The sequence below is a fragment of the Lacrimispora indolis DSM 755 genome (assembly GCF_000526995.1).
In the GTDB taxonomy this organism is placed as follows: Bacteria; Bacillota; Clostridia; order Lachnospirales; family Lachnospiraceae; genus Lacrimispora; species Lacrimispora indolis.
This window is the reverse complement of sequence record NZ_AZUI01000001.1, coordinates 4,793,167-4,817,944: the sequence shown is the minus strand read 5'-3', so window position 1 is coordinate 4,817,944 and position 24,778 is coordinate 4,793,167. Positions and strand designations below refer to the sequence as shown.

20 protein-coding genes, 3 pseudogenes and 1 other annotated feature are annotated in these 24,778 nt (G+C 45.9%); of the genes and pseudogenes, 5 read left to right on the top strand and 18 right to left on the bottom strand.

The window, feature by feature from the left end; genetic code table 11:
- Positions 1–9: 9 nt before the first annotated feature.
- Positions 10–186: pseudogene (locus K401_RS34355) on the top strand (hypothetical protein); the annotation flags it as partial.
- Between the two features lie 240 nt (positions 187–426).
- A pseudogene (locus K401_RS34350) lies at positions 427–753 on the top strand (ATP-binding cassette domain-containing protein); the annotation flags it as partial.
- Positions 754–840: 87 nt separating this feature from the next.
- On the opposite strand, the gene K401_RS0123420 reads toward K401_RS34350, so the two are convergent.
- From K401_RS0123420 to K401_RS0123375, 10 genes and pseudogenes are all read right to left on the bottom strand, one after another.
- Entirely contained in the window at positions 841–2,574 is a 1,734-nt protein-coding gene (locus K401_RS0123420; protein ID WP_024295223.1) for a phospho-sugar mutase, read from the bottom strand.
- The gene (locus K401_RS0123415) at positions 2,567–5,011 is read right to left on the bottom strand and encodes a beta-mannosidase (RefSeq protein WP_024295222.1); all 2,445 of its coding nucleotides are present in this window, start codon (positions 5,009–5,011) and stop codon (positions 2,567–2,569) included. The genes K401_RS0123420 and K401_RS0123415 overlap by 8 nt, the downstream gene beginning before the upstream one ends.
- Complete coding sequence (locus tag K401_RS33705; RefSeq protein ID WP_024295221.1) at positions 4,947–5,336, bottom strand: alpha-amylase family glycosyl hydrolase; 390 nt, start codon at positions 5,334–5,336, stop codon at positions 4,947–4,949. The genes K401_RS0123415 and K401_RS33705 overlap by 65 nt, the downstream gene beginning before the upstream one ends.
- Positions 5,275–5,585: pseudogene (locus K401_RS34345) on the bottom strand (alpha-amylase family glycosyl hydrolase). Before K401_RS34345 ends, K401_RS33705 begins: the two are co-directional and overlap by 62 nt.
- A 45-nt stretch (positions 5,586–5,630) precedes the next feature.
- Positions 5,631–6,668 (bottom strand): LacI family DNA-binding transcriptional regulator, encoded by a 1,038-nt coding sequence (locus K401_RS0123400; protein WP_027352338.1) that lies wholly within the window; start codon positions 6,666–6,668, stop codon positions 5,631–5,633.
- A gap of 21 nt (positions 6,669–6,689) precedes the next feature.
- Complete coding sequence (locus K401_RS0123395; protein WP_024295219.1) at positions 6,690–7,769, bottom strand: glycoside hydrolase family 130 protein; 1,080 nt, start codon at positions 7,767–7,769, stop codon at positions 6,690–6,692.
- Between the two features lie 124 nt (positions 7,770–7,893).
- Complete coding sequence (locus tag K401_RS0123390) at positions 7,894–8,724, bottom strand: carbohydrate ABC transporter permease (RefSeq protein ID WP_024295218.1); 831 nt, start codon at positions 8,722–8,724, stop codon at positions 7,894–7,896.
- Between the two features lie 77 nt (positions 8,725–8,801).
- Positions 8,802–9,701 carry a carbohydrate ABC transporter permease gene (locus K401_RS0123385; protein ID WP_024295217.1) on the bottom strand — a complete coding sequence of 300 codons (900 nt, stop codon included), beginning with the start codon at positions 9,699–9,701 and terminating at the stop codon, positions 8,802–8,804.
- A 61-nt stretch (positions 9,702–9,762) separates the two neighbouring features.
- Positions 9,763–11,160, bottom strand: coding sequence for an ABC transporter substrate-binding protein (locus K401_RS0123380; RefSeq protein WP_024295216.1), 1,398 nt, complete (start codon positions 11,158–11,160; stop codon positions 9,763–9,765).
- 14 nt (positions 11,161–11,174) lie between these two features.
- A complete protein-coding gene (locus tag K401_RS0123375) occupies positions 11,175–12,098 on the bottom strand; it encodes a DUF1861 family protein (protein ID WP_029700983.1) in 924 nt (307 codons plus the stop codon).
- Between the two features lie 485 nt (positions 12,099–12,583).
- Between K401_RS0123375 and K401_RS0123365 the strand changes: the two genes are divergently transcribed.
- The 3 genes from K401_RS0123365 to K401_RS0123355 all read left to right on the top strand — a co-directional run bounded on the left by K401_RS0123365 (position 12,584) and on the right by K401_RS0123355 (position 14,672).
- Complete coding sequence (locus K401_RS0123365; RefSeq protein ID WP_024295213.1) at positions 12,584–13,486, top strand: LysR family transcriptional regulator; 903 nt, start codon at positions 12,584–12,586, stop codon at positions 13,484–13,486.
- A 98-nt stretch (positions 13,487–13,584) separates the two neighbouring features.
- Positions 13,585–14,169: a LysE family transporter gene (locus K401_RS0123360; RefSeq protein ID WP_024295212.1), complete on the top strand. Its 585-nt coding sequence runs from the start codon at positions 13,585–13,587 to the stop codon at positions 14,167–14,169.
- A gap of 59 nt (positions 14,170–14,228) precedes the next feature.
- Positions 14,229–14,672, top strand: coding sequence for a GNAT family N-acetyltransferase (locus K401_RS0123355; RefSeq protein WP_024295211.1), 444 nt, complete (start codon positions 14,229–14,231; stop codon positions 14,670–14,672).
- 60 nt (positions 14,673–14,732) lie between these two features.
- Here K401_RS0123355 and K401_RS0123350 read toward each other — a convergent pair whose 3' ends face one another.
- The 8 genes from K401_RS0123350 to K401_RS0123300 form a co-directional block, all read right to left on the bottom strand.
- Positions 14,733–14,933 carry a hypothetical protein gene (locus tag K401_RS0123350; RefSeq protein WP_024295210.1) on the bottom strand — a complete coding sequence of 67 codons (201 nt, stop codon included), beginning with the start codon at positions 14,931–14,933 and terminating at the stop codon, positions 14,733–14,735.
- A 93-nt stretch (positions 14,934–15,026) separates the two neighbouring features.
- Positions 15,027–16,229, bottom strand: coding sequence for a phosphopyruvate hydratase family protein (locus K401_RS0123345; RefSeq protein WP_024295209.1), 1,203 nt, complete (start codon positions 16,227–16,229; stop codon positions 15,027–15,029).
- 150 nt (positions 16,230–16,379) lie between these two features.
- A complete protein-coding gene (gene pheT / locus K401_RS0123335; RefSeq protein WP_024295208.1) occupies positions 16,380–18,800 on the bottom strand; it encodes a phenylalanine--tRNA ligase subunit beta in 2,421 nt (806 codons plus the stop codon).
- 18 nt (positions 18,801–18,818) lie between these two features.
- Positions 18,819–19,838, bottom strand: a complete 1,020-nt coding sequence (gene pheS, locus K401_RS0123330) for a phenylalanine--tRNA ligase subunit alpha (RefSeq protein WP_024295207.1) — start codon at positions 19,836–19,838, stop codon at positions 18,819–18,821.
- 77 nt (positions 19,839–19,915) lie between these two features.
- Positions 19,916–20,163, bottom strand: a binding site (T-box leader).
- 72 nt (positions 20,164–20,235) lie between these two features.
- Positions 20,236–20,424 (bottom strand): hypothetical protein, encoded by a 189-nt coding sequence (locus tag K401_RS33690; RefSeq protein ID WP_024295206.1) that lies wholly within the window; start codon positions 20,422–20,424, stop codon positions 20,236–20,238.
- Positions 20,425–20,674: 250 nt separating this feature from the next.
- Entirely contained in the window at positions 20,675–20,914 is a 240-nt protein-coding gene (locus K401_RS0123315; RefSeq protein WP_024295205.1) for a hypothetical protein, read from the bottom strand.
- 315 nt (positions 20,915–21,229) lie between these two features.
- A complete protein-coding gene (locus K401_RS0123305) occupies positions 21,230–22,975 on the bottom strand; it encodes an ABC transporter ATP-binding protein (protein ID WP_029700981.1) in 1,746 nt (581 codons plus the stop codon).
- A gap of 1 nt (position 22,976) precedes the next feature.
- Positions 22,977–24,707, bottom strand: coding sequence for an ABC transporter ATP-binding protein (locus tag K401_RS0123300; RefSeq protein ID WP_024295203.1), 1,731 nt, complete (start codon positions 24,705–24,707; stop codon positions 22,977–22,979).
- Positions 24,708–24,778 lie beyond the last annotated feature (71 nt).

The following is a 24,778-nucleotide window of genomic DNA, read 5'->3' as shown; positions in this document are numbered from 1 at the left end:
GGAGTTCGTGTGATCCGCGCATTTGCCAAGGAAGAGGAAGACTGCAGAAAGTATGGGGAAATCAATCGTGCTTATACCCAGACCGCTGTCACGGCAGGCACCATTATGAGCATTTTTGTACCTTTGATCACCTTGATCCTGAATATGGCCACCTTAGCCATCCTGTGGATCGGCGGAAGCCGTGGGGCCTCCGGAAATTTGGAGGTGGGCGCGATCATAGCGGCCATTAACTATTCCATGCAAATCCTGATAGGTTTTGGACTGCTGACCAATGTCATCCTCACACTCCCCCGCGGCCAGGTATCGGCAAAGCGTGTTTATGAGATTCTGGATACCAATTTAAGCATTATGGACGCCCCTGAATCAGAAACAACAGATGGCTGTTCCTCCCTTTCCTGTGAACAGGTGAGCTTCCGCTATGGAGGTGCAGACAATATATCACAGGGACAAAAGCAGCTTATCACCATTGCCCGCGCCTTTGTTGCTGATCCGGAAATTATCCTCCTTGATGAAGCCACTTCCAACGTGGACAGCCGGACTGAAATGGTCATACAAAAGGCCATGTGGCAATTGCTCAAAGGACGTACCAGCTTCGTGGTGGCCCATCGCCTGTCAACTATTTATCATGCCGACAGCATTGTGGTAATGCAAAACGGCGACATCGCAGAAACCGGCACTCACAATGAACTGATATCCAAAAACGGCATTTATGCTGATATTTATAACATCCATTTTTCAGGCAAAACAGCATAAATGGTTCAGGCAGCGGCTGTAAAAACAACCGCTGCCGAGTTTTTCGTAAAATGCCGCTTTTCCTCTTCATCTTTCACGGCCCGCCATTCAAACAAATTCTGCAGCGAGCCTGCCTTCCACATCGTTCCAAATAGCAGAAAGCCGATCTTCTGCCTCCCCCAGCGTCTCTGCCCGGGTCCCTATATAAATCTTGACCTTGGGTTCTGTGCCTGAGGGTCTGATACAGATCCAGTTGTCCTCTTCCAACAGGTAATACAGGACATCGGACCGCGGAAGTCCTGTCCGCGCTCTTGTTCCATCCTTCAGTCTGATTTTCCAATCCTCCCTGTAGTCGTAAAATTCCACTGTTCCAAATCCTCCCACTGATTTGAATGGATTACGTCTCAGCTCTTCCAACAGGCCGGTAATTTCCTCCGATCCCTCTGGCCCTGCCTTTACAATGGTATGGAGACTTTCTCTGTAACATCCGTATTTCTTATAAAGGGTCTCCATTTGATCCCATAGGGTCAGCCCCTGACTTCTATAATAAACTGCCGCCTCGCATAGGGTCATGACAGCGGATACCGCGTCCTTATCCCGGGAATTAGTGCCAATGAGGCAGCCATAACTTTCTTCAAATCCAAAGAGATACTCATAGGTTCCCTGTTCTTCAAAAAGTCTTATCTGTTCTCCGATGTATTTGAAACCGGTCAGTGTCTCAATAAGCGTTACCCCATATTCACGGCAGGCGGCTTTTGCCATTTTTCCGGAAACAATGGTCGTTACAACAGCACCGTTTTGGGGCAGTGTGCGTTTTTCCTTCCTGCGGCTCAAAAGGTATTCACAGATAATCATTCCGGACATATTACCGGTAAATGCCATGTAGTCACCGGTTTTTCCCTCCTTCGCATACACGCCTAAACGGTCCGCATCGGGATCAGTTGCCAGCACCAGGTCAGCATCCACTTTCCTTGCCAATGCAAGTGCCATGACAAATGCCTTTTCATCCTCCGGATTAGGAGAATTGACCGTAGGAAAATTGCCGTCCGGCTGTTCCTGTTTCTCCACAACATATACTTTTTCAAATCCAAGCTCTTTTAGAATTCTCTTTACCGGCACGTTTCCCGTTCCATGGAGGGGGGTATATACAATTTTTAAATCCGGTGCACCTTTTTTTAAAACTTCCGGCTCCTGCACCAGAACTTTCAGAGCGTTTATGTAACAGGTCTCCATCTCCTCACCAATGAATCGGAGCAGTCCTTCGCATTGGGCCTTTTCTCTGCACATGCTCTTAACGCAGGAAAAGTCGGTTACCGCCCTCACCTCCTGGAGAATCTCCATATCTTTCGGCCATGTGATCTGTGCCCCATCCGACCAATAGACCTTATAGCCATTATATTCCGAAGGGTTATGGCTGGCCGTCACCACGATTCCTGCCATACAGCCCAGTTCTCTGACGGCAAAAGACAGTTCCGGCGTTGGACGCAGATCATCAAACAGAAACACCTGGATTCCGTTGGCACAGAGACACAGAGCTGCTTCCATGGCAAACTCTCCGGAATTATGGCGGGAATCATAAGCGATTACCGCTTTTTTCTCACCTTCCTGCCGCTTCATATAATTGGCGAGCCCCTGGGTGGCTTTTCTCACGGTATAGCAGTTCATCCGGTTTAATCCTGCTCCCATTACGCCTCTTAAACCGCCTGTTCCAAACTCCAGCTCCCGGTAAAAACGGTCTCTGATCTCTTCCTCATCGTTGAGGCCCAGGAGCTCTTTTCTCGTCTCAGCATCGAAGTATTCATCCCTGCACCATTTCTGATATTCCTTCCTGTAATCACTCATCACTGCTTCTCCCTATCTCATAGATGCTCCTTGCATACAGCCCCTCCGGTCCGCCGTCTGCAATCCGTACCTTTTTTATACCGGAATCCATATCAAAATAATTATCAGAAAGGAGCAGATCACCGGCTCTGTTTCCAATCTCAACTCCCTTTGCATACGCCTCAGCTTTTACAAAAATCTCGTCTCCTTCCGTCCAAACTTTCAGTTTTGGGTTACAAAACACAAAATGCTTGGGCGGCACGAACAGGCTGAAACCATGGGAAACCAATACCTCCTCCTGATACAGGCTGTAAGACAGATAGCATTCCCTTCCGTCCATTTCCGAGAAATCCAGCAATGGGAGTTTTTCTACTGACAAAGGAGCGATGCGGGTCTCAAACTTTCCCTGTTTAAGCACATCGGACCGGGAACTTCTCAGACTCCAGCAAACAGCCCCCTGAAACGGTACTCTGGTTTCGTTTGTTACATAAAAACGGGCAGTATTTCGAATTGTCCGGTTTTCTTCGTTCACATCCATTGACCCTGTTAAGGCCCCTTCTTCCTCGCAGGAAAGCAGGACCGGTGCAAAAAAGCGCCTGGCGAAATAGTGCAGCGCCTTCCACCTTCCGCCGTAATCAATGGAAGACCAGGAAGCGGCTGGCCAGCAATCGTTTAACTGCCAGTATACACAGCCCATACATCTGCCGCGGTTCCGTCTGAAATGCTCCACTCCATACCGGATGGCCTCTGCCTGTAGAAGCTGGGAAACATAAACAATGTGTGAAAATGACTCCGGATACCGGTACATCTGGCTCATATATTGAAGGATTTTTCCATTGGCCCCATTATTTCTCTGATGCTTTTCCATTACATAGGAAAATATGTTTCTATCCTCAGCCTCCGTAAAGCTTTCAATTGTTTTTAGGGAAGGAAACGACTGAAAGCCAAACTCCGAAAGATAGCGGAAATAAAATTTCCGGTATTCAGTAAAAGGTACCCCTCCGTGCCATACCTCCCAGTAATGCACGTCCCCGCGGTCCGGATCATTGGGAATATCAAAATCACCGCCGGATGACGGACTGGAGGGCCAGTAAAAGGTATCCGGATCATACTGCTTTAAAAGTTCCGGTATAATCCTCTCATTCATAATTAAGTATTCCGTCTTCTGAACGGGCTTTCTGATCCACTGATTGGCGGAAATAAACATCTCCATCTCATTATTTCCGCACCACAGCCCAAGGCAGGGATGATGGCGGATCCGTTTTACATTGTCCCGGATTTCGGCTTTCACATTCTCTTCAAATTCCGGTGTAAGAGGATAGATTGCGCAGGCAAACATAAAATCCTGCCAGACCACAAGCCCCAGTTCGTCACAAAGGTCATAAAAAAAGTCATCGGGATAATATCCTCCTCCCCATACGCGGATAACGTTAAAATTGCATTCCCGGCAATGTTCCAGCAGTTTTTTTGTCCGTACCCGGCTGACTCTTCCTCTGATACAATCTTCCGGAATATAATCGGCTCCCATGGCAAAGATCTCCACTCCGTTGACCTCATGAGCAAACCGTCTTCCGTATTCGTCTTTATCCGTGTTCATTTTTATGGTTCTGAGGCCGATTTTTCTGCTCCACTCATCCAGGATTTCATTCCCCTCCTTTAAAACCAGCTCCACAAGATAGAGAGGCTGTTCCCCATATCCGTTGGGCCACCACAGCTTTGGCTGGGGAATCGTCACTGTTTTCGGAGAATCCGGATACTCCGTAAGCGTTCCTTCCGGATCCATAACTCTCACATCCCAAGAGTACACGCATTCTTTGCAAAAGGTTTCAATCTCCGGATATATGGAAAGCACCACAGCCTCCTCCCCGTGTGACTGTCTGATGTGTGCGCCATTGATCACCGCCCTTTTTGCACCGATCAATGCCACATTCCGGAACAGGCCCGCATCAGGAAGCCTGGGCCCCCAGTCCCAGCCAAAAGAACAGTGAGCTTTCCTCAGAAACGGGAAACCCTTCATGGATTCCGGAGCCCCATCATACGGATCTTCCTCATACGCCTTTCGGATAAAAGGAAGGGGCGAGTGAATCAGAACCCGGATTTTATTTTCCGCCTTCACCAGCTGCTTTACCGGATATTGCCAGATCCGGTGCATATTGTCCGCCTGTCCCAAATAAAGCCCGTTCAGCCAGATATCTGCCAGCGTATCGATTCCCTCAAACCGAAGCCAGATTGTTTCACACTTTGCGACCTCCTTTTCCAGGGTTACGGTAAGGCTGTATTCATAATCCGCCTCCATCATGGCAAGCGCCTGATCCTCCCGGTCCCTCCAGTATGGATCTTCCATCGCTCCACATTCCAGCCAGGTCCCGAAAACGGTTCCAGGCACTTTTGTATCAAAACACACTCCGGAAGAACAGTCTCTGAGCTTCCAGCCGTCCTCTAATTTCTGTATTATCATTAATATGACCATTCCTTTCATATATGCCAGGCTGATTCACATCGTTTACATGGATCTGCTCACCATTGACTTCCCTAGGATTGTCCTCCATTGTTTCAGAAACTGACAGATTGTTGATGACGTCAAACCGAAACCCATCGATTCCTTTTTCCAGCCAGAAGTCAAGAACCTTGTATATAGCCTTCTTTACCTGGGGATTTTTCCAGTTTAGGTCCGCCTGCTCCCTGGCAAAAGAATGATAATAATACTGCCCGGAGTTTCGGTCATACTCCCATGCGCTCCCTCCAAAAAAGGATTCCCAGTTGTTGGGCTCTCTTCCCTCCACCCATATCGGCTATCACCTTGATCCCAAGCTTATGAGCCTCCTTCACCAGCCGTTTAAAATCCTCGATTGTCCCGTAATCCGGGTCCACATCGCAGTAATCTGAAACGTCATATCCGTTATCCACTTTGGGAGAGGGATAAAAAGGAGTGAGCCTTATTCCGCCCACTCCCAGTTTTTTAAATATGGCAGCTTCGAGAGGATTCCCGGAATGTCGCCCACTCCATCCTTGTTGCCATCACAGAAGGACATCATATAAATCTCATAAAAAACAGTATGTCTCCACCACTGAACCATTTATTTTAACTCCCTCACAGAATCTCTTTCGATCAGCTGGACATCCAATACCAGCTTTTCCACCTTTTCCTTTGGTTTTTCCATGCATTTTAACAGGCATTCCATGGCCTTCTTCCCCATCAGCACTTTATCCACCCTCATTGTGGTAATGCGGGGAGCCACCATATTGCTTAGTTCAATATCATCAAAGCCCACAATGCTGATATCATCCGGGACCTTTAAGCCGCATTGGGACAAGGCCTTGCACATGAGAATAGCCATTTTATCGTTGGAACAAATCAGCGCATCCGGCTGTTCCTCAAGGGTCTGATAAAATGCCGCCAGACTTGCCGCATCCTGATTGATGACCGCGTCCTCCACCTTGCTCAGAACAGAATGCCTTCTGATATAGGAAATCCCCTCTTCAAAAGAAGGAAAATCCAGATGCTGCTGCATGGCCTCCTGATAACCCCAAAAACGTTCCCTTATGCTTGGCGTATATTTTAAATCGCCGAAAAAACCGATTTTCCTAAAGCCCTTATCCAGCAGGTATTTCGTCAGCTTATAGGCTCCTGCCGCATTGTTGGTCATTACGCAGTCAGTAGGCGTTTCCACGGACTCATGATCCAGCAAAAGAACTGGTATGGCATAGCTCTTCAGCCTTCTTAAGTACTCTTCGTCGATCTTTCCTACCACAATCAGCCCGGAAACCTTGTGCTGCTCCACACAGGCCGGTATTTCATGATTTTTTTCAAAGGAATTGATGAACAAGTCATACCCGGCCTTTTTTGCCGCCTCTTCCAGTCCCAAAAGAATTCTTCCGTAAAACTGCATATCTTTAAAGAAACGGTCTTCCAGAAGGATGCAGATATTTTTATTTGAATAGGAGGCTGTATATTTTGCACTCTGGTCTAAATATCCTGTCTCTTCAGCAGCATTCAAAACCAGCCTCCTCGTCTCTTCACTGACGCCGGCCCGGTCGTTTAGTGCGAGGGAAACGGCATTGATGGAAAGATTCAGTTTTTCCGCTATTTCCTTCATGGTAACCCGCTTCTTCATATTACAATCCACCTTTCTCGTTTAAAGCGCTTTCATCTCGGCCAACAGACCGCTTACGGAAAAATCTGCCCGGCATATCTTATCATCAGCAGCGCCATAGTAAAGGGAGACGATTCCATTCTCCACAAAGCAGCCACAGGTAAAGACCACGTTTCCAAAGAATCCATCTGTCTCATAAATGGCCTCAGGCTCCAGAATAGGCTCCTCAGTTTTCGCCAGGACCTTAGTAGGATCATTTAGATCCAAAAGGAATGCCCCCAGGCAGTAACGGTTATTTCTGTCGGCGGCGTGGTAAATTTTCACCCAGCCCATTTCTGTCTTAAAAGGGACCGCACCTCCCCCAATCCGGCCATTATCCCAACCGCCCCCATGGGAAATTCCGCAGAAATGCTTTTGACGGCCCCAATGGATCAGATCCGGCGATTCTGCCAGCCACATCTCCGGGTTGCCGATCCCGTTTGGAACCGGGCGGTTGAATGCCATGTACATTCCGTTTATTTTTTCAGGAAAAATCGTGACATCCTTATTCTCAGGTGCAAAGATTATCCCATGCCGCCGGTATTCTTTAAAGTCTTTTGTACTGATCAGTGAAGTGGCGGCACCGTTTTTCGTTACGGAAGTATAATTGATGTAATAAGTCTCTCCGATCTGCGTAATTCTTGGATCTTCCATTCCCCAGCTTTCTTCCTCAGAGCTGGGGAATGCAAACGGAACATCATCGATAGCGAAATGAATGCCATCCTTTGACCTAGCCACCCGCAGATGGGACAGCGAGGTTAAGTATACCGTTCGCTTTCCCTGCTTTGTCATCTTGTTAATGGTCCTGGAATCCGTAAAATCCAGCTCCGGGTGCTCCGCCTTGCTGATATGAATCACAGCGATCTCATCCTTTCCCTGAACCTCCTCAACAACAGGAACAAGAGCCTCGTCCTCTCCTGCTCCCCTAACGGATTCCGCCACTCTGCACAGTAGGATCACCTCATCCTCATATTTTGCAACCCCACAGTTGAATACCCCCTCTACCTTGAAATCTTCCCGGCTGGGCTTTACCATTTCCGGGAAAAGAAGCGGATTTTCGGCACATCTTTTTACTTCCAGCATGTTATTTCTCCTATTTTTCTTAATAGATTCACAGAAATTTTAAGCCTTGCTTTTTAATGCTTTCCATTCCCGTATTTTAAAAACCAAAGCCATTTGAATATCCTTACTGATTTTTCAAATTATCTTATTTAAGCATAAAGCTGATTCCCTCTTTAAAATATTTAGAAAAACACAAGAACAGAATGATGATGGGCAGAGTGAGAATCACGGATGCCGCATACATAGGTCCTGGGAAAGCACCCATGGGTTTGAACTGTGTGGAAATCAGCACGTTTAACGTCTGCATTTGAATATTCGGCGCGATCAGCATATCCCACATCAGTTCCGACCATCTCTGCATGAAGATGGATAAAAATACGATGGTCGTTACTGACTTTGTCACCGGAAATGCGACGCGGAAGATAATCCGCAATTCTCCGGCACCATCAATCTTCGCTGCTTCAAATATTTCATCTGGAAGCGTCTTAAAGTAGTTGATATACATAAAAATAGCCCAGATGGAGATGCACATTGGAATGATCATGCCTCCATACGTATTCGCCAGGGGTTTTGCAATCATATATCTGGGAACCAGGAGGATGATGGTCGGGAAAAACATCTGGAACAAAAGAGAATCCATGATGAGCCGGTCTCCTCTAAATTTCAGCTTACACACGGAATATCCGTTGCACAGGCCGATGATAACCGAAATAATGGCAGTGGGAAATGCCACCAGAAATGAATTGACCAGTGCTCTCACCCACATCATGGAATTCGTAGCCCCTCCTTTTCCGATCAGGTATTCATAGCTCCTAAGTGTAAATCCATGAGGAGCCATCACCTTATCAACCTGGTCCCAGGCAGTAAATGACTGGATCACCATATAATAGTAAGGAAACAAAGATATTGCCAGCAGCGCCAGAGTGACCGCTGTTATGATACAGGTTTTTACGCCGAATTTCTTTTTTCTTCCCATCTTATCTCCTCCTTGTTATAAGCAGGCTGTATTACAGCCGCCTGCGCGGGATCCATGCTGCATTACCCAGCATGGTCTTACCAGCCAAACCTCCTGTTCAACCGGTCTGTGACTCCATTGATAATTCTCAGAGTTATAAAAATCTGCACCGCGCTAGCGATCGCCATAGCTGCACCATAGCCGGACTGGAATCTGGTAAAGGATGTGTTGTAGATTTCCAGCTGCCAGGTTGTTGTAGTCATGTTTGGACCTCCTCCTGTCAGCAGGTAGGGTTCCGTGAAAACTCCGAATGCCAGGCCGGTAGCCAGTACAATAACCGTGGTCAGCGTAGGCATAATCATGGGAAGTGTAATATGGATAAGCTTGTGAAGCCCTGTAGAACCATCCAGCATTGCCGCTTCTGTCACATCATCTCCCACATTCTCGATTCCAGAAAGGATGAATAAGGCGTAATAGCCCGACATTTTCCATACCACGATTCCGACCATAACGGCAAACGCAACCTTCTGATCCGTCAGCCAGTTTACGGTGAGATCAAAATGCTCCCTCAAAAATACGTTAAATGCAGAATTATAGTTAAAGAAATACTTTACAACCACGCTGGTAGCAACTCCCGACGTCAGATAGGGAATGAAAAACAGCACCGCAACCAGGCCCTTGACCCTTTCCGGAAGGTTGGATACCAGAAGCGCTATGATCAGACCGCCGAAAAAACACAGGAGCACGATGGGTACTAGATAGCGGTAGGAATTGATAAATGCCGCCCTGACCCGGGCATCTGAAAAAAGGTTGGTAAAATTTCTTATTCCCACAAACGTCTTCTGCTCCGCCATCAGATTCCAGTCCATAGCAGAAAGCCAGACTGCCCAGAATAATGGAATCAGGAAAAAGATGAGGGAATAAACCAGATAAGGGGCATTGAGCAGCCACCCCATAAATCCGCTCTTCCTGCTGCCCGTAATGCTCTTTCTCTTCATAAAAACCATTCTCCTTTTTTACAAGGGGACAGAATACAGGTCCTGTCCCCCAAAAGTCCCGTTATTCCAAGCCTCCGGCCTGTTTCATCGCTTCCATAGCCGATTCCACATAAGGAGTGGCATCCGGCGCATTTCCCGGTTCCGCTTTCATCACCTCATTCATATATGGTGATGTTCCGCTTTCCGTCAGCGCAGTTTGAATATCAGTTACCTTTTCCGTTGCAATGCTGGGGATGGAATATGGCACTGCCTCTGCTAAGGCTGCAAGCTCCGGATACTCTTTCATGACATCTGCAAATGCCCCGTTGTCATTTAAATCGCCGCGGACAGGAAGCATGGTGGTCGCATTCAGCCAGTCTAAGTCAGTCTGGGCAGAATTCTCCTTGTTGTAAACCCATTTCACGAACTCCACCGCACCCTTATGTTCTTCTTCACTGATGCTCTTATTATTATAGAAAACCAGGCCCTTGGAATCAGCAAAATTATAAGGGATATCTCCTTCGTTTTTCACAACCGCCTGTCCATAAATGTAATCTTCTCCGTAAACTTTGTTATTTTCCCTGTAAAGAGAAATTTCCCATGGCGCATTGATGGTGACCAGTACGGAAGGATTGGCTTCTGTCCAGATACTGGAAATTTCGCCGGACTGAATGGAATTGCCGAACAGACCAATTAACTCAAATGCCTGGACAGCTCCCTCTTTGTCAAGCACCAGCTTATTGCCCTCAACCCATGGCTTACCGCCTGTTAATGCCTCATAAGGCATCTGGAAATCATACCATCTGTCCCACCACTGATCCGGACGGGTTAAGGATGGACGGTAAAGGGAATGGGTAACTCCCATCTCTTTCATGGTCGTATCCCTCTGTGCCGCAAACTCCTTAATAACTCCCGTAAATTCGTCCACAGTCTTTGGCGCCTCCTCAAATCCCAAGGCCTTAAGAGCCTTCAAATTCCACTGCCATATCATCGGATTGACATACACAGGAAGGACATACTGTTTTCCTCCAATTGACCAGTTGGTGATTGTTTCTTCCATCTTCCTGGCCCCGATCACTTCATTAAACCATTCCTCCCCGGACAAATCATAGACTGCACCGGAAGCAGCAAGGGTTGCTGCAAATCCCCGGTTGATATTCTCAGAAGCAGCAGGTATGGTTCCCGTGGCAATGGCGTTTTGAATCCCAGCTTCAGAGGAAGGAGATTCCGGCATCTGCTGAACCTTGACTTCCACCTTTTTCCCGTCTATTGTAATTCCGGCTTCATTAAACGCCTGAGCCTTGGATTCCCAGAAGTTATACTGAACCTGCTGGGGAGCCGTCCAGAAGTCCACCACAATCCCTCGATTTAAGCTGCTTCCATTTGCCGCCGCCCCATTTCCGCCTGATTTTCCGCATCCAGCCAGGATCGTTGCCGCCACCACTGCTGTTGTTACAATTGCCACCGTTCTTTTCTTCATATCTTTTTCTCCTCCTATTTATTTTCATATTCGTCAAATGGATCATCAATCATAGCTTTCTGACCTTCGGCATCCCCAACTCCGCAGTACAACTCCGCCTTTCCATTTCCAAGTCTTAACAAGCCCCCTGAAAAAATAACGTCCTCCAGGTCCGGCCGCTTACTCGGTCCCGGCTGGAAATGTTTTCGCTGGGCGATCATTTTCATTGGGCCATACTCCCCGGTTTCCGGATCAAAACAGAAGGCAGTCGCATAGTAGTGCCGGTTTCCTTCTTCATCAAACCGTGCAATATGAGAAAGCACTCCTATTTTTTTTCCGGATATGCGGTGAAGCTGGTTTGCCCCTCCCCATTCCTTAAGTATGAACTGGTCTTCCATGAGAACAGACTGGTTTAATTTCTCCGGGGTCAGTTCCTCTAATCCATCAATCAAACACCAGCCTATTTTTCCACGGCCGCCTTTTACTCCCTGAGGCCTTGTAAACACCAGAATTTTTCCATCCTCCATTTCGCAAAGACGGATATCCTTCATCCGGTCTGGACCGGCGGCAAACCGCACCATATTCCATATCCCGTTACCCTTGTAAAATACGGTCCTGTAATTCAGACGTCCCGGATTCTCTTCATCATCAAAGATTTCCACACCTCCAAGAATCAGCTCTCCGCTGATTCTTGTTACAAATGGGTCCTGGAGAAGGATGGGTTCCGTTTCCGCTTCTACCCACTCACCATCCCTTTCTTCAAAGAAACCGATTCTGGAGTATTCATTGTCTCTTGCCTCCACTCTCCCCGCAATCCATACTTTTCCATCTGACGCAAACGGAGAAGTAATATTATAAATGTCTTTTTTTTCGTGCTTGAGCGCAAACTTTATTTTACTTGAATTTACTTGAATTTTTCTTTTATCTAATTCAAGCTGTAACTCCTTACAGGTCCGCATTGTTCTTGCCTCTTGTTGTGATATATGCATGTTTTTCTCCCCCCTTTGTCTTTTATTTTTTTACAATTTTTGCCCATTTATTTTGTTTGTGGTTTTATACTAGTCTTATTTTTACTTGAATTCAATTAATAATTACTTGAATTTAATAGACCTATAATAAAGTGATTCGTCAAGCGGATATTCGCAATCCGCTTCGCTGCCTGTCAGGTGCTTCTCTGCCCATTTACTACCGTCTAAAACCTTTTCTTTCTGAACATTATCAGAGTACGGAAAATGTCTCCCCATTTCTATAAGGCATAAAATAATTTTCTTTTCCAACAATTTATGGCATAATAGATCGTATAAATACATTAGCGAAATGTCTCTCATTCCTTGTTTTTGATTATTGTCTCAAAAATGCGGCTGTAGTTTGTCCAAATTGCAGCAAGGATCAGTCGAATCCATGCCATACCTATAAAAACAGGAAAGACGAAAAAGGTGATGCAATGACTTTACAAAATCTGAAATATATCATTACGGTCGCAGAAACAGGGTCCATTACAGAAGCAGCCAGGCAGCTTTTTATTTCCCAGCCCAGTTTATCAAATGCAATCAAGGAAGTGGAAAAGGAAGTAAAATTCTCGATTTTCACAAGAAGCAGGGCTGGGATTGCTTTAACAAATGAGGGCATGGAGTTTATTGGATATGTCCGCCAGGTGATTCAGCAGATGGATTTGCTGGAAGACAAATTTATTACAAATCTTCCGAAAAAACAAAGGTTTTGTGTCTCCACACAGCACTATACATTTACAGCCAATGCCTTTGTTGAGATGGTCAGACAGTTTGGACAGGAGCGATTTGAGTTTATATTAAATGAAACACAAACTCATCAGATTCTTGAAGATGTAAAAAACCGTTTTAGTGATTTAGGGATCATTTATATCAGTGACAGCAATGAAATCGTCATCAGAAAAGAACTGGAAGATAATAAACTTCGCTTCTTTGAATTGTTTACTGTCAGGCCCCATGTTTTCCTGCGGGCAGAGCACCCATTAGCTCATAGGGCTTCTGTGAAATTGGAAGACTTAAGGAAATATCCTCGATTGAATTTTATTCAGGGAAATTACGAATCCGCTTATTTTTCTGAGGAATTATACAGCACGGTGCCATCGGAAAAAAGTATAAAAGTCAACGACCGTGCGACAGTCGTAAATCTGATGATTGGTTTGGATGGCTATACGATTTCAAGCGGTATTTTCCCCAGGTATTTGCAAGGCGATATGATTATTGCGATTCCATTGGATGAAGATGAGCGTATGTGTATCGGCTATATACTGAATGAGAATCAGGAATTATCCGAGTTAGGGCAAATATATATTGGGGCATTAAGAAAATATAAAGGAAAATAAACATAGTCTCAGGCTATGGAATAGCATAAAAAATAAGAATTAGCTATCATACATCCTCTCATGGTATTCTTAACGAAAAATGAAAAGGATGTATTATTATGCAGAGCTATGTTTTAGTTAATTTTTTCATTTATGTGCTTATCAATGCTTTCACGCCGGGCCCGGGAAATATCCTGGCTCTTAATACGGTTACAAACTATGGCTGGAAAAAAGGGAAGTCACTGTTCTTTGGAATTTTTACCGGATATTATTCAGTGCAGACGATTTGTGCAGTTTTCATTCATGGTGTCAGCTCACTGCTGCCAAATATTCTGGGAATTATGAAATACGTTGGTGCTGCATACATTCTGTGGCTGGCAATTCATATTGCAATGAGTAAAGCCAGCGAAGGTGAAACAGAAAAATCAGCCTCTTTTTTAAAAGGCTTTATGCTGCAGTTCGTCAATGTAAAAATTTACATGCTGGGCATCACGGCTATGACCGGATATATAACAGCATACAGTACTTCTTTTCCTGTGCTTTTAGGATTTGAATTAATCATAGCCACAATAGGAGTTATTGCAACCGTCACATGGATCGGTCTGGGAATAATGATTCAGAGAGTATATTTAATATATTTCCGTATCATCAATATCATCCTGGCAGTTATACTGCTGGAATGTGCGTATAGTATGATAAAATGAAATAAACTGCTGCTTATCCAATTAATGAATCAGAATATGTGATAGGGAGGAAAGTATATATGCAGGAAGTGACAATAAGAAAAGCAAATAATGCAGATATGAGCGATATAATGAAACTGCAGGTAAATGTATTTACAGGAGAACAAAAAATTCCTGAAAATATGATTGAAGTAACTGGAGAGAGTCCTGTTCAATGGTGGTGTGCTGCAATAGAATCATCGGTTGTGGGAGCCGTTGCCGCATGGAGAGAGAACAATCAGATTCATTGGGGAAGATTTGCAGTGAACCGCAGCTGTAGAGGAAAACAAATTGGTACCTCGTTAGCCAGGCACTCCCTGGAAGCTTTGTTTTCACAGGGGGCCGAAGAAGTATACATGGAAGCACGGGATGCCACTGTAGCAATCATTTGCGGTATGGGAGGAAAAATCATTGGCAAACCTGTTTCCTTTTACGAAGGGACTGTGACGCCAATGATCATATCCAGGGAAGATTATCACAGGTAAATTGGCATTTATTATACATATAGGAGACAGAAATCCTGAAATGGAACAGCATTTATATGACTAATCCCAGCCATTTGTTTCTGGATATGGATGCAGAAAAGAAGTCTGCTGCGCAGACTCCTTTTCCATTAAGGAATTAATTGCATTGATACCATCGTGCAAGGTTCTTTTTGACACATGATAGTGCTGGAATAACAGATCCGGACTTACCTTACTGTCAGATACCAGATAATTGATAATCCATACGATTCTCTGATTCATCCCAATGCCCTCCGACGAAATTATAATTCCTTATCTGGGTCCATTATAGCACCTGATATCCCGTTGATTCAACTGATTCTTTTTTTCGGCCGGTCAGCCGAAATATTCCGCCACCGCTCGTCCCGGCTTCCGGTAAAATTCCTCAATGCGCAGAAGCTCATTGTATTTGGCTGTGCATTCCCCTCTGCAGGGTGCGCCGCTCTTCACATAATCGGCACGAACAGCCGCAGCCATATCAGCAAGGAAGGCCTCCTCCGTATCTCTGATATCGCTGGCAATGATCACCTTATGTCCGGCTTTTCTCGCCTTTTCTACCATTTCCAGTGCCCCTGTAACGGTCCCTGCCTGCTCCATCCGGATGATCGTGGCATTAGCCTCAGTAAAATCATCGGATACCATAAGGGCACGGTGCTCCAGCAGACTCATCATTTGTTTTCTCCCCTCTATGTCTTCCTTCCACAGTCCGTTTATGACCGCGCAGATGGGGAATCCATCTGCCAGTCTCATGTAATAGGCGATCATATCCTTTTGCTCCCTGTTTATGGAGATTCCGCCTTTTTTGCTTTCTTTTGAAAAACAATAGGTCCCCTCTTCTTTTACATACAGCTGGTCAGCTCCCGCATTGATAGCCACCAGCACATCTGTTCCTGGCTTATATCCTGTAAGCTGAAAGGAATCCATCAAATAGTGGAGAGCTTCCTCTGAATTTTTCATATCCGGCTCGAAACCGCCGCCATCTCCTGTGGAGGTGCTGAAACCGCTCATGGCTAAAAGCCTCTTTAAAGTCTGGTAAATCTCCACTCCCATACGAAGCCCTTCTGAATAGGACCCGGCGCCCTGAGGCACGATCATGATCTCGTGAAAGTCAAGGCCTTTTTCCCCGTTTCCTCCGCTTATCATGCTCATCATTGGAACCGGCATCACAGGAGCCGAAGTTCCTCCCAGATAACGGTAAAGAGGAAGGTGAAGCCCTGCGCCTGCCGCTCTTGCAACGGCCATGGATAAAGCCAGAACGCCTTGATTCCTGTTCTTTCCCGCCCCATTCTCCTCCGATGCCTGCTGGAGTTCCCGGTCGATTCTTCCCTGGTCCGATGCATCCTCAAATAATATAATTTCTGAAAGCCGGTCATTTACAATCTCAGCCTGTTCTTCTGCCCTGCCTGTATTTCCCAGGGAAACTGCCGCTCTGCCATGTGCGCCGTTTTCCAGCACCACCTCGGCCTCAACTCCGGGATATCCCCAGGAATCCCGAACAGTCCTTCCTGTTACTTCTATAATATCAAGTTCGTTTAACATGGTTATGCCTCCCTGCCCTTTCTTGCATTCTTACCGTAAGGATTGACGGAATTTACCATATCCATGCAAGTACAACGAAAAAAAAAATGCCGGGATGAAAAGCAAAATTTGCTTTTCATCCCGGCATTTTTCCTATCTTTCAAACAGCTCTTATGCCCGAAGTTGGATTCCCAGTCCCTGTAATCCGTTAAGGATTTTTTTCATCACAGTAAGAACTTCCTGCTCCTCTAAGGTATGATCTCCTGCCCGGAAAGTGATGGAATAGGCAACAGACTTATATCCTGATAAAATCTGTGATCCTTCATAGATATCGAAAAGCTCATAGCTCTCCAATATCTTTCCTCCCCGCTGTTCAATGACCTCTTCAATCTGTCCAACCAGAATTTCTTTTGGAACCACCATGCTGATGTCTCTGGTAACAGCAGGATATTTTGCGATTCCGGTGTATTTCCGATCAAAGCTTGTAAACGGTATCATGGATGGCATATCGATCACAGCCACATAAGCACGGTCCCCGATTTTATAATTATCAGCCACCTCCGGATGGACTTCTCCCAGATATCCGATGGTCACCCCATCGTAAACGATATCTGCCTGTCTTCCCGGATGAAGGAAGGTTTTCCCGCTCTTTGGATCGTAATGAGGCTTTTTGTGCATTCCCGCTTTATCGAAAAATTCTTCGATCACTCCCTTCATATCGAAGAAATCGCCGTCTCCGTAAAAGCCCAGGGTAAACTGCATTCTTTCATCAGGAAGCTCAGTCAATGGGAGAGCCTTGGGAAGATAAATATTGGCAAGCTCATAAAGGCGTACATTCTTATTCCGGCGGTTATAGTTGGTGGACAAGGAATTTAACATCCCATGAAGAGGGGAGGTTCTCATAACGCTGAAATCTTCTCCCAAAGGATTTAAAATATTCACTGTCACACGAAGCGGGCTTTCCTTTGGAATGAGAAGGCGGTCAAATACCTTGGGACTTTCAAAGGAATAGGTCATTCCCTGGGAAAATCCGCAGAATTGTGCCACTTCTCTTGCCACTTCTTCCACCCTTAATTTATAGGACAGTTTTCCGGTAGTTGCTTCGCCTGTTGGCAGGGATACGGGGATCTTGTCATATCCAAAGAATCTGGCAACCTCCTCTGCCAAATCTGCCATACAGTCTAAATCCTGGCGAAAGGTAGGAATGAGGATCTCGTTTGACATCTCATCGTATCCTAGATCCAGCTTTTTAAAGTATCCAAGCATTGTCTCCGGCTGGATCTCAGTTCCAAGAAGACGGTTCATCTTTTCCGGCTCAAAAGGAAGTCTTTTTCCCTCTCTCTTTGTGGGATAAATGTCGATCATGCCCCCTACCACTTCTCCTGCACCCAGCTCTTCGATCAGCTGGCAGGCACGGTTGATGGCTTCCTCTGCATTATTGGGGTCAAGGCCCTTTTCAAATTTACCGGAAGCATCCGTCCTTAATCCCACCTTTTTAGAGGAAAGGCGGATATTGGTGCCGTCAAAGCAGGCGCTTTCAAACACCATGGTCTTCACCTCGTCAGTGATCTTGGAGTTCTCGCCGCCCATGATGCCGGCAATTCCTACCGCTTTTTCCCCATCATTGATCATGAGAACGGTGCCATCCAGCTTTCTTTCCTGTCCGTCAAGGGTCTGGAAGGTGTCCCCTTCTTTGGCACATTTTACAATGATCTCATGGTTTGCAAGAAGATCATAATCAAAGGCGTGCATGGGCTGGCCATACTCTTCCATCACGTAATTCGTAATGTCAACGATGTTGTTAATGGGACGGATTCCACACGCTGCAAGGCGTCTCTGCAGCCAGACCGGGGAGGGGGCCAGCTTAATATTTTTCACCATTCTGGCACAATAGCGAGGGCAGAGATGGCTGTCTTCTACGGATATTTTCAAATAGTCATTAATATTCTCGCTGTTGCCTGTAGCATTCACCACCGGAGGTACAAAGGGTTTTTGAAAGGTCGCGGCGGCTTCCCTTGCAATTCCTATAACGCTGTAGCAGTCCACACGATTTGAGGTGATTTCATATTCAAATACAGAGTCATGAAGGCCCAGCACCTCAATGGCATCAGCACCTGTTTTCGTATCCTCAGGCAGAATGTAAATCCCGCTTTCCGGAGCATCCGGGTACATTTCACTGGAAGATCCCAGTTCCTCAATGGAGCACATCATGCCGCAGGATTCGATTCCTCTCAGCTTCCCCTTTTTGATCCTGATCCCTTCTTCCGGAAGAGGGCCGCCGTCATGGCCTCCAGCCACCTTTCCTCCGTCTAATACGACCGGAACCTTATCCCCTGTCTTTACGTTGGGTGCGCCTGTGACGATCTGTACGATTTCCCCTCCAACGTCCACCTGGCAGACGATTAATTTGTCTGCATCCGGGTGGCGCTCAATGGATAATATCTGTCCGACCACGATTTTCTCTAAGTTTTTATCCAGGCATTCGTAGCCTTCAACCTTTGATCCGGTAAGTGTCATTGCGTCTGTATATTCCTGAGGCGTTACATCTAAATCCGGAACGTATGCTTTAATCCATGATAATGGTGTATTCATTGATCTATCTCCCTTTCCCTAAAACTGCTTTAAAAATCTGATGTCGTTCTCATATAATAATCTCATGTCATCAATTTCGTATTTTAGCAGAGCAATTCGCTCCAATCCAACGCCGAATGCAAAGCCGGAATATTCATTTGGATCAATTCCGCTCATTGTCAGCACGTTTGGATGAACCATGCCGCAGCCAAGGATCTCGATCCAGCCGGAGCCTTTACAGAAACGGCAGCCTTTTCCGCCGCATTTAAAACAGGTAACATCCATTTCCGCGCTTGGCTCTGTAAACGGGAAATGGTGAGGACGGAATTTAACTTTTGTCTCCAGGCCAAAAAGCTCTCTTGCAAACTCCGCCAGGGTTCCCTTTAGATCCGCAAATGTGATATTTTTATCAATTACAAGGCCTTCGATCTGGTGGAAGGAAGGAGAATGGGTGGCATCCACCTCATCAGACCGGAATACCCGGCCGGGAGCCAGCATGCGGATAGGCAGCTTGCCCTTTTCCATGGTACGCACCTGAACCGGTGAGGTCTGGCTCCTTAACACGATGTTGTCACTGATATAAAAGGTATCCTGTTCATCTCTTGCCGGATGATTTTTGGGTATATTCAACTTTTCAAAGTTATAGGAATCGTATTCTATCTCCGGCCCCTCAATGACCTCATATCCCATGCCAACGAAGATTCTCTCCACCTCTTCCAGGGCAATGGTATTGGGATGGGTGTGACCTACCTTGTTCCGTTTAGCCGGCAGGGTTACATCAATCACTTCCTTTTTCAGCTGTTCTTCTCTGGCCTTTTTTTGGAGGCTGGACATGGCCTCCTCTAATTTACCCTCAATCAATGTCCTGGCGTCATTGACCATCTGGCCCACTTTTGGCCTGTCTTCCGGGGCAACATCCTTCATACTTTTTAATACACTGGTCAGCTCTCCCTTTTTCCCAAGATAAGCGACCCTGATGTCATTGAGTTTTTCCAGCGCATCTGAAGCGTCTATCTGCCTCAATGCTTCCTGCTTGATTTTTTCTAATTGATCTTTCATCCTGCTCTCCTTCTTTCATGATCAAATTTTGTTTTTCCCGCTTAAACGGCAAAATGCACTAAAAAAGCTCCGCCCCAAAAAGGGACGAAGCAATATTCGCGGTACCACCCTCATTCCTGTGTATGACACAGGCACTCGGCATACGTAACGTGTATTGACGTCATGACTTACCCGCCAGGCCGGCAGCCAAGGCTGTCTGCTGGTTTCAATCATGCTGCTTCGGTGGGAAATTCGATCTCTTATCTGAACTTAAAAGGGCTTGCAGCCGGCGGCCCCTTCTCTCTGGAAGAAAATAAGGATTTACTTACACCTTCATTGCATTTGACATTTTTAATTGTAACGTTAGGTACCATTGTAATAACGGTTGTTCAAAATGTCAAGGATTATTTTACATGGATTATCTCAAAAGGAAATAAGCGGCCACAAAAACAGCCGCCAGCACAGCAATGCTGATTGCCGCAGAAACATAAGGATTCCTGTCATTGGAAACCCTTACCGTCTCATAGTCATCATCATCATGGCGTTTGCTCCTCACCGGCTTTTTCTGTTCCCCCTCCGGCCCGCGCAATTCTCTCTCGATTTTCATGCGAAGAAGTACTTCTTCATTGGCTATGTGATTGCAATAAGGACAGTAAATATTGTTGTTATCATCAGGTATCTGATTCCCACAGTGGGGACATACTTTCATGATCTGTCAGGAACTGCGTTACAATGCCAGTCCCTTTCCCCCTCCCATCATATAGTAGATATAATTATACCATATTTGCCATATATTTTCAATCGCTTCCCTTTCCATAGTATTTAGATTAAGCAGACCATCTGCCCTTTTTCTTTTCTCAAATCGCATCCTTATATGTTTCTTCCAGGATGCGTTTAAATTCAAGGAGTATTTCATATGTTTCCGCCCGTTTTTCCAGGTGCTCAATAAAAATATCAATATACTCCTTATCTTCGGCTCGTTTGATCTTCTCGACCTGAACCTTTTCTTTTTCCTTTTTATAAAAATGAACCAACAAAATTAGAAGCGCACTTTCAATAAACAGCGCACCCACCAAAATAATATCTAAACAACTCATTTTTTCCCCCTTGTTCTTTAAAACATAACATACAACTATTATTTGTACTGCTTTTCACAGAATCTTTATTTTAAAACCTCATCCATATCCCCTCCCCTGATCCGTATACTGCAAAGGAATTCTTGCCGGCCTGAAAGAAGCTGTTTCCCTGGCCTTCATTGTAACTTCAGACATATTCCTACCGCCTTTTGTAAAGTTCTTTTTATATTGAATATCGAACTATATGGGGTTTTTCATAATAAGAAAAGAAGAATAGCGCCAGAAAAGCATATGTAAAATATGCTTCCGGCGCTATTGGTTACACTTTCATCTGAATCACACGGCAAACTGGCTGTTATATAACTGTGCGTAAAATCCGTTCTTGGAAATCAGGCCTTCATGAGTGCCCTGCTCAATGATGTGTCCATCCCGCATTACCAGTATCACGTCAGCCTCTCTGATCGTAGAAAGCCGGTGTGCAACGATAAAACTGGTCCGTCCTTCCATCATTTTTCCAAAGGCCTTCTGTATTTTTATTTCAGTTCTGGTATCAATGGAGGAGGTGGCTTCGTCAAGGATTAACATGGGAGGAAGGCACAGCATGACTCTGGCAATGCATAAAAGCTGTTTTTGGCCCTGTGATAAATTCCCTCCGTCTTCTGATATGACAGTATCATAACCTTCCGGCATTCGCCTGATAAAGCCGTGGGCATGAGATTCCTTTGCCGCCAGGATGATCTCCTCCTCCGATGCATCCGGCTTTCCATATGCAATGTTGTCACGAATGGTCCCGGATTTCAGCCACGTTTCCTGCAGCACCATTCCATAGCTGGTTCTTAAGCTCTGCCTTGTCATATGGCGCACATCTGTCCCTTCCACCCGGATAGAGCCGGAATTCACATCATAAAAACGCATGAGAAGATTGATGACAGTGCTCTTTCCGCAGCCGGTTGGGCCTACAATGGCGATCCTCTGTCCCGGCAATACCTTTAAATTCATATCCTCGATCAGCGGAATCTCCGGATTATAGGAAAAGTACACATTCTCCAGAGAAACTTCTCCTTTTGCGTCAGAGAGCACTGCGGCGTCAGAATCTTCCGGGACCTGAGGCTCCTCGTCGATCAGCTCAAACACCCGCGCAGCAGAGGCCAGTGCGTTTTGAAGCTCTGTGATCACCCCTGATATTTCATTAAACGGCTTTGTATACTGATTGGCATAGCTTAAAAAGCTGGCAAGCTGACCTACGGATAAAAGTCCCTTTACTGCTGCAAAAGCTCCGGCAATTCCAACGCTGGCATATACAAGACTGTTTACAAAACGGGTAGCCGGGTTGCTGGTGGAGGAAAAAAATGTAGCTTTCAAGCTCCAGACACGCAGATTCTCATTGATATTTTCAAACGTTTCCTGGGCATCGGCTTCATGAGAAAAAGCCTGCACCACTTTCTGGTTCCCCAGCATCTCTTCCACCAGAGAAGTCAGTTCTCCTCTGGTCTGGGACTGCATTTTGAACATACGATAGGTCCTTCTTGCAATAAAGCTGGCGGCAAATAAGGATACCGGCGTCACCAGCACCACCACAATGGTGATAGCCGGGTTCATGGAAAACATGAAAAACAACGTCCCCACAATGGTCAGGACCCCGGTAAACAACTGGGTAAAGCCCATTAACAACCCGTCGGAAAACTGGTCGATATCCGCAATGATCCTGTTTATCATATCCCCATGGGAATGGGAGTCAATATATTTTAAAGGAAGTATTTCCAATTTATCAAATGCCTGGGTCCTGATATCCTTTACCACCCGGTAGGTGACCAAATTGTTGATATGGCTCATAAGCCACTGGGCCGCCGCAGTCATGGCTATAATGATTCCGATTTGCTTTAAAATCTCCCACATGCCTAGAAAATCAACGGCTCCCGCTCCCACAATGAAGTCAATGGCCCGCCCTGTGAGGATGGGAACATACAAGGTCAGAAGGACCGTGACAAAAGCGCAGGCCAAAGAGGCGGCAACTCCCCATCGATACCGGCTGATACAACCAAGGATCCGTTTGATGGTGGATCTGTATTTTTTCATGTCCATGTTATTGTACCTCCTTTTCTGACAGCTGGGATAAGCAGATTTCCCGGTAAACATCACAGGAAGCCAACAGCTCTTTATGGGTTCCCCAGCCCGCCATCTGTCCGTCATCCAGAACCAGTATCCTGTCCGCGTTTTTGATGGTGGACGCTCTCTGAGACACAAGGAACACAGTCATATCCCTGGTGTTTTCCTTAATTGCCTTTCTCAGTTTTGCATCGGTAGCAAAATCCAGTGCAGAAGCGCTGTCATCCATGATGAGGATCTGAGGTTCTTTTACCAATGCCCTGGCAATGGCAAGTCTCTGCTTCTGTCCGCCTGAAAGGTTTTTTCCTCCTGCCTGGATTATGAGATCCAGCCCCTGGCCCTTTTCCTCTACGAAATCCTTTGCCTGGGCCGTTGCAAGAGCCTGGTAAATCTCCTCGTCCGTGGCAGCCTTTTTCCCCCACTTCATATTTTCCCGAAGGGTTCCTTTAAAAAGCACTGCCTTTTGAGGAACGATCCCTACCAGTTCCCGAAGCTGACTCAAAGGATATTGTTTTACATTAACTCCTCCCACCTTTACGGAGCCTTCCTCAGCATCATAAAACCTGGGGATCAAGTTTACCAGGGTGGTCTTGCCGGAGCCTGTACCGCCAATGATCCCAATGGTCTCCCCCTTTTTGATTTTCATGGATATGCCGCTTAAAGCCGCCGCTTTTGCCCCTCGGTAGGTAAAGGACATACGGTCAAACTCCACCTTAAGCGCACCCGGCTCCTCTTCCACGGCCTTGTGAGCTGTTTCCACGATTCCTGGTTCCAGTTCAAACACAGCGCTTATGCGGCCGCCGCAGGCCAGGGATTTTGAGATGGTAATGATTAAGTTTGCCAGTCTTACAAGCTCCACTAAAATCTGAGACATGTAATTTACCAAAGCGATCACTTCACCCTGGGTGATGATGCCCTTTTGGACCTGTCCGGCTCCGGTGTTTATAAGAACAATAATCCCCAGATTGATCATCACATAAGTAAGGGGATTCATTAATGCTGAAATCTTTCCTACAAATACCTGAAAGCGCACCAAAAGTCCGTTTTCCTCATCAAACCGGCGGATCTCATCATCCTGACGGGAAAAGGCACGGATAACACGGGCCCCTTCAAGATTCTCCCTGACAGTTAAAAGCACCTGGTCCAACTGTTTCTGCACCTTTTTATACAGAGGGATGCTGACAAGCATAATTCCAAATATCACAAGGGAAAGGAGGGGGATGAGAACCGCAAAAATAACAGCCGCCCTTACGTTGATGGTAAATGCCATGATCATGGCTCCGAACACCACAAAAGGAGAACGAAGGAACAAACGCAGGAATAAATTCACTCCTGCCTGAATCTGGTTGGCATCGCTGGTGATCCTGGTGATCAGGGTTGCGGTTCCAATAGAATCGATCTCCTGGTAGGACAATCTGTTAATATGGGCAAACAGATCATTCCGCAGGGAAGTGCCGAAGCCGACCGCTGCTTTTGCCGCAAAATACTGTGCCGTAATAGAACACACCAGGCCTATGATGCCCAGAAGCACCAGCAATCCGCCCATCTTCAGTATATAGGACATATCATGGGACTTAATTCCTACATCAATGACTTTTGCCATTACAAGAGGCACCAATAATTCAAAGCAAACTTCCAGAAGCTTAAATAACGGCCCCATGACGCTTTCAACTTTATAGTCCTTCAGATATTTCAGGAGCTTTTTCATCCTAATTCCTCCGCAATAAAAAAATATTAATACATTTTTGATATAGTATATTGTATCATTATACCATTTTG